The sequence below is a fragment of the Massilia sp. P2_C2 genome (genome assembly GCF_056404615.1).
In genome coordinates, this window is sequence record NZ_JBFUDR010000331.1 from 1 (window position 1) to 6,332 (window position 6,332).

The window sequence follows — 6,332 nt, forward strand, 5'->3', positions numbered from 1 at the left end:
GCCACGCTGGTCGCCGATCACGAGTGCCACGATGACGCCGGCATACGTCCGGCCGGCGAGCGCAGCCTGGATGCGCGCCCGCAGCGCCGCCCGCACCCGCTCCACGATCACGCCCGGACTCGGCACGAACGCGTCCAGCAGCCGGTTGTCATCGCCGGCGCGGACGTAGCCGGTTGCGCGTACGCCCTGCTCCAGCAGCCAGACCTCGTAATCGAAGCCGCCCGGGTTCGCGTTGCCGTGCGGCCGCTGCAACCGCATCGTGAACTGCCAGCGCTGCCCCGGCTGGACGTCCCCGACGGCCTGGCGCGCGCCATGCAGGCCGGCGTACCACGACAGGGCCACGTGCGGCGGCACGCGCACGGCGGCGTCGAGCGTCCGCTCCACGTGAAAATCGAAGCGTACGCCCTGGTCGAAGCGGTAAGGCAGGGTCTCGACGACGCCCACAATGCGCAGGTCGTGGCCTTCGTGGCGAGGATCAAGCGCTGGTGCCAGCGTCACCTGGGCCAGCAGCGCGGCCCAGGCGAAGCCGGCCAGCAGGCCGGCAATGGCGCTCGTGGCGATGCGTGTGGCTGGGTACCGGATCGCGCGTGCGCGTGCGCGTACGCATGCGCAGGCCAGCAGGAGGAGCGCAGCGATGGCGAAGCACGCTGCGATACGTTGTGTGGACGGCAGTGTTGCGGCGGCCTGCAGGCAGCTCACGCCGCTGACGAAGCCCAGGATGAAGCTGCGCATGGCGATCGGTCGACGGGTTACCCTGGGCCGCGTTCAGGCTGGCCGGCGGCGCGCCCGGGCGTCGTTGTGGTTCACGCGCGCGTCGACGGCTCGACCTGCCCTGTGGCGCCGCCGTCCGCCAGCGCCACGCGCTCTGCCTCGGCATGGCGCATCAGCTGCCACGTGCTGCGTCGCTGGATTACCTCCGGTTTGGAAGAACGGCCGAACATCCCCGTCGCCACCTGCAGCGTCGCGGCCGGCAGCGTACTGCCGCGCGGGAACCAGCGGGTGCCGTCAAGCGCATGCGTGTCCCCACAGCGCCACCAACCGCTCGCGGGACAAAGCTCGCCGGTCCGCACGCTCGCGCCCGGCGCCACTGCCCGCACGGCATCGGCCGGCATCTCGTCGACAGTCGTGACCGGCCCCGGCGCGGCGAGTGCGACCAGCGCCGGTGTCCGCGGACGCAGCCGTTTGTCGACCAGCTTCCACGTCGTCGGCCGATCGGGTTCGATGCTCGGCTGCAGGCCGCGCAACTTCTGCCACAGCGTCTGGCCCGGCAGCAGCAGCGCCTGCGGCATCCGGTCGCCCTTGCGGATCCACTGCAAGGCGCCCCCCTGCACCTCGACGCCGGCGCCGCCCTCGCGGCATTTCCACCAGCCGGACTGCGGGCAGATTTCACCGGCGGTGGCCAGCGCGCCCAGCTTCGGACCCGGCGGTTCGGGAGGCGGATCGGATGGCGGCGGCGGACCGGACTTACGCAGGCGGATACTGGACGAGATGCTGTCCCACAGGGCCAGGACGGCGTCTTCGTGCAAACTCGTATCGACCGGCTTGCCGCTCGGACGCACACTGATCCCGCCTTGTAGTTCCAGCGACAGAAACGGATGCAGCGGGTCGTCATGCACACCTTGCGTCTCCCACATGAAGCCATACGTCGTCGCAAAGTTAAGCTCGCGGATGCGTTCAAGGACTTCTTCACCGTCGATGCCATTGATACTTCGCTTACCTATCCGTAGCTTGGTCACACGCAGTAACTCGTCGGCTCCCGTTTCAGTATCCATTTCAGCAAAGCGCGTTAGCAGGCTACGATCTCTGTCGCCCCCGGGCAGACTGGCTAGTGCAAGCGCCACATCAGGGTGCTCCAGAAACCCCACATGCATTGCGATGTGTTCTGTTTTATGGGCAGGCAACGGCTCGGTGAAAATGGCACGAGCAATGCAGAAGCCTGGCACGGACGGAATTTCGCTTTCCTCGCGCAATCGTAACCGCGCCAATAGACCTTCCGCTTTTTGCGCATCGGACATATCAGCATACTGCATGAAGAGCGAGAAGCTCACGCTTCCCAGATGGGCGTACGCCTCGACCGAAACCCATTCGTCATCGACACGGCGGCTCCCTTCCATCGAGTAGCTGCGGGTGCGGCCATGTATGAGTAGACGCCCGGTCATGCCCGGCACCCGAAGGTCACGTGCCACGAGCATGCCCCCCCCCTTGGCAGCAGCGGATGTGGCTACGGCGGCGATCTCGGCTTCGCGCGAAGCGACTCGCTTGTGAAAAACTGCCTCGACTTCTTCGACGGAATCAATATCAAATCCGTCGATCATCTCTCGTGACAGAATCACTTCCGCCTGAGATGGTATGTCGACCAAGAAGCGTCCGACGCATACCGTCTTCATCTTTTCCGTCATTTTCGCCACCTCGGATCTGTCCCGTATGCTGCGGACTTGACCAGCAGCCCAGGTTCCGGCACAGGCCAGCGCTGCCAGCAAAACGATGAGCTGCCCCCATCTGCGCTTCCCCATCCGCGTCATGGCATCTTCTGTACGAGCTTGACGATAAGATGATGGGTCAACAATAAGTTTGCTTCATAGTTGTATGCCCCCTGGTGATCAAAACCACGGATATCGAACATTTGCACGACTTTCCCGCGTGGACCAGCCCCTGATTGATGAGAAACCGTGCCGTCTCCTGCCACATCCTGGCGGGCCGGAACAAAATGCAGGTCGGTACGATCCTCTACGCGCACGTGGCGACCACCTGTCGATCCATAGCCCCCCTGTACGGCATTACGGAGGTTGGCCTCAGTGAACACCGCGCCAGCACCGGGGTCACGCGCTACCCACCTGACCGATCCAAACGACATATGATCAGGATCGGCACCATAAAAGACATAACTGTTTGGATGATAGTAGTCGCCCAAGATTTCACGATGAAATTTCTCAGCACTATCGATCGCAGCCATAATGGCGCGCTCAACTTTCTTCAGATCGCCGCACTGCTTCCCTGCTGGGTCAGCCAACCGAGGGTCGACGAGCCGATACCAGGATTTCATATCCCGGTATAGATCGTATGGATTGCCGGTCGGTAGATGCGCCACATCGCGAGGAATATCTTTATTGTTTACCCGACTGACCAGACAAACATGCAACCACGGTTGCGGATACAAATGATTCGGTAGCAGTTGCAACGCTCCGGGTGATGTTGCCATGACCGGCATCGTGGATGCCGGCTGCTCACCGAGAATTTCGGCCACGTACTCGGCTTTCTGGTTATCGACTCCACCATTTGATGGACTCCATTTTTCAGTACCACAGGCGATACGTCGATAACAGGCTGGCGCACCGAGTGCAGGCATCGCGCCATGGATGACGCCAAGAATTTTGTCGGGAATTTGCTTCGTAGCGGCCCGGGCGACGAGCCCGCCCATCGAATGCGTAACCAGGATCACATTGCTGCAACTGCGTTTTCGACTGCTCCAGAAATCGATAATGCTTTCGACGCGCTGGCGCAATCGCTTCGCTGAGTCTTCACAGGACTCCAGCCAGTTGTAGCCGCATGCATAAACAGGATAGTAGTAAGCCGCGTGTTTCTCCAGTTCCGGCTCAGTGATTTTGTCAATCGTACGGACGCCCCATTTGACAGGATCGCAGCCCATCACGTCTTTCCAGTGACGACATATCACCCGAACGTTTTCGAGTGGATCCATCTCGAATGTATGGTTCAGGCCGACATGCAACCCGTACAGCAGTAGGCCATAAGAATCCCAGTGCACTTCACCCCACCAACGTTGGCGCACCTCGGCCTCGGTCGTACCATAATTACGCGCATCCAGCGGCAGGTGGATTTCGCCACGGTTATCGACCTCCACAGAATTTGCGTTCAAAATCAGCTGGCGCACTGCGGGATCGCGCCCTTTCCACAGCCGTGCCGTAAAAATACCCTGAACAGCCCCATTCGGCGCCCGCCACGCCGGCTCCCCCGGATCCAGCACCTCGTTCGCCCGCTTCGCCGGACTGGTCGCCGCCCGCAGATTGCTCCCCATGATCCCGGGCACGACGATGACGGGAATGACCTTCGACGGCGGCAAGGTGAACAGGCCGCGGGTCGTGAACGACGTCGGGGTCAGGACGGTACGGCCAGTCCAGCTGCCGTCCGGCTGCGGGACGAGGTTGGGCAAGGGGCGGGTCGGGTCTGCCATGCGCGCTCCGTGTAGGTGGGTGGGCCCGGTCAATGGGCCGGGTTATCGTCGGGTAGGAAGGCCATGTCGACGTCGCCGATCATTTCGCCGATAAGCAATGACGTGCGGCCCTGGGCATCGGTGCGGCCGGTGACGGTGCGGCCGCATTCGAACGTCGCCTTGTAGCGCTGGTTCGGCACCGGCTTGCCGGTCTGCTGGTGCCGCAGCACCACGTATTCGTCCGTGTGCAGGTGCGACGTCGGCATGCGCACGCCCTCGGGTGCGCCGCCGCCGGGGCCCAGGTAGTCGAATTCAGCACCCTTGAACACCTGGTGGCCGCTGGTCTGCTGCGTGACCGTGCCGTCGGCCCAGTCGGTCTGCGCACCCGGCGCGATGATCTTCACGGCCGGCGCTTCCAGCTCGATGCGCTCGGCGGCGATCAGACTGATGCGGCCCGCGGACTTGATCTGGATATTCCCGACGTGCGTGTGCACGACGATGTCGCCCCGGCCCGCGACCAGGCGCACGCCCAGTTCATGGGCGAACATGGAGAGACGGCGTGCCGCGCGCACGAAGATGTTCTTGCCGGCGGCGAGCTCGGCGTCGCCCGCGCTGACGACGTCCACCTTGCCGCTCGCGCCCAGTGCGAGGTTGTCGTTGCTGGCCATGATGACGCCGTTCGGTGCCGTCGCGGCCAGGATCGGTTCGCCGCCGCCGGCCGCCCCTTCCGCGACATTGCCGCCTGCATGCCAGCGTTTCAGCTTGTCGACCAGGGCGGCGAGGCGCTGGCCCGTCGGTTCGTCGTCCGTATGGACCGCGGCCAGCTTGCCCACTTCGTCGAGGATGCCCTGCATGACGTCGGCCAGGCCGACCAGGCCCAGACGGTCGAGCTGGCTGCCTTCCGCCTGCGGGCTCGCTTCCGCGCTGATCAGGACGCCCTGCCCGCCGCGCACGGCCACCGTCAGGTCGCTGCGCAGCTCGGCGCCTTCGCCGCGCGGCATGCCGCTGCCGTCGGCGCGCGGGCGCGTCAGCCAGCCCAGGTTCAGCTCGGAGGCGCCGTGGTCGCTCGCCAGCTGCGCGCTGATCTCGCCGCGCGTGTCGTCGAAGCGCAGCTGGTTGCCGCGCGCACCCTGGATCTCGTGCGTGCGCGTGCCGGACACGTAGCGGTTGCCCGGCAGGTCGCCCGTCCGGCTGAACGCGGGCGGCGCCGTGCGCTGGTTGTACAGCTGGGCGATGATGATGGGCCGGTCCGGGTCGCCGCCGAGGAAGGCCACCAGCACTTCGCTGCCCACGCGCGGCAACGCCAGCGCACCGGACTGCTGCTGGCTGCCGCTGCCGTTGCCGGCCCAGTTCGATGCCACGCGTACCCAGGCCGAATCGGCCGGCGAGTCGGACGCGCCGGCGCCGTGCGCATGGCGGTGGTCGGCCGCGCGCATCCCGGGGAAGCGGATCTTCACGCGGCCCAGCGCGTCGCAATGGACGTCCTCGCCGGCCGGGCCCACGACGATGGCGCTCTGCAGCTGCGGGTGCGGCAGGTCCGTGCGCGGGTCGTAGGCGGGAACGATCGGAATGCCGCGCCGCACGGCGGAAAAGCTGACGCGCACGCGCGCCTGGCCGTCACCCGCGCGCGGGGACGGCAGAGGCCCCGGCGCCACGTCCCCGAGCAGACGCGCCGCATGGCGGTCGAGGTCACGCGGCAGGTTGTTGTCGGCGACGACGTGCAGCTCGGTGATGACGAAATCGCGTTCCGCCACGGGGTGGGCGTCGATTTCCGGATGGCCTGCGAGCGAAAAATACTGGCCGGCGCAGAAGTCGCGCACGCTGCCCTCGCCCTGGAAGCACTTCGATTCGAATTCGTGCCGGCTCATGCGCACATGGCCCAGGCGCCAGTGGTCCTCGACGTCGTTGCCGGCATGCGGCATCTCGATCAGGTAGTCGTCGAGCGACGCCGCCAGCGCGTTGCCGCTCGGGCCCTGGTCGGCATTGCTGCGCGCGGTGGCCGTCATGAACTGCGCGGCCGCCGGGTTCTTGTAGTCCCAGCTGTAGCGCGTGGCGACGCCCGGCTGCAGGCGGCGCGCGGCGCGCCACGACGTGATGGTGTCGCGGCCGTCCGCCATGCTGTCGCGGTGGTAGCGCACGCTGCCGGCCGCGTTCTGCGCCAGGC

At 65.6% G+C, this 6,332-nt stretch carries 4 protein-coding genes; all 4 read right to left on the reverse strand.

Annotated features, from left to right (window positions below; all coding sequences use genetic code 11):
- On the reverse strand, positions 1-732 hold a 732-nt coding region (locus tag AC1DYX_RS26145), incomplete at its 3' end, for a ComEC/Rec2 family competence protein (protein WP_477264308.1).
- Between the two features lie 71 nt (positions 733-803).
- Positions 804-2,399 carry a T6SS immunity protein Tli4 family protein gene (locus AC1DYX_RS26150; protein WP_477264310.1) on the reverse strand — a complete coding sequence of 532 codons (1,596 nt, stop codon included), beginning with the start codon at positions 2,397-2,399 and terminating at the stop codon, positions 804-806.
- 119 nt (positions 2,400-2,518) lie between these two features.
- Positions 2,519-4,189 (reverse strand): esterase/lipase family protein, encoded by a 1,671-nt coding sequence (locus AC1DYX_RS26155; protein ID WP_477264312.1) that lies wholly within the window; start codon positions 4,187-4,189, stop codon positions 2,519-2,521.
- A 29-nt stretch (positions 4,190-4,218) separates the two neighbouring features.
- Positions 4,219-6,332 (reverse strand): type VI secretion system Vgr family protein (locus AC1DYX_RS26160; RefSeq protein WP_477264314.1); only part of this gene is annotated, 2,114 nt, incomplete at its 5' end.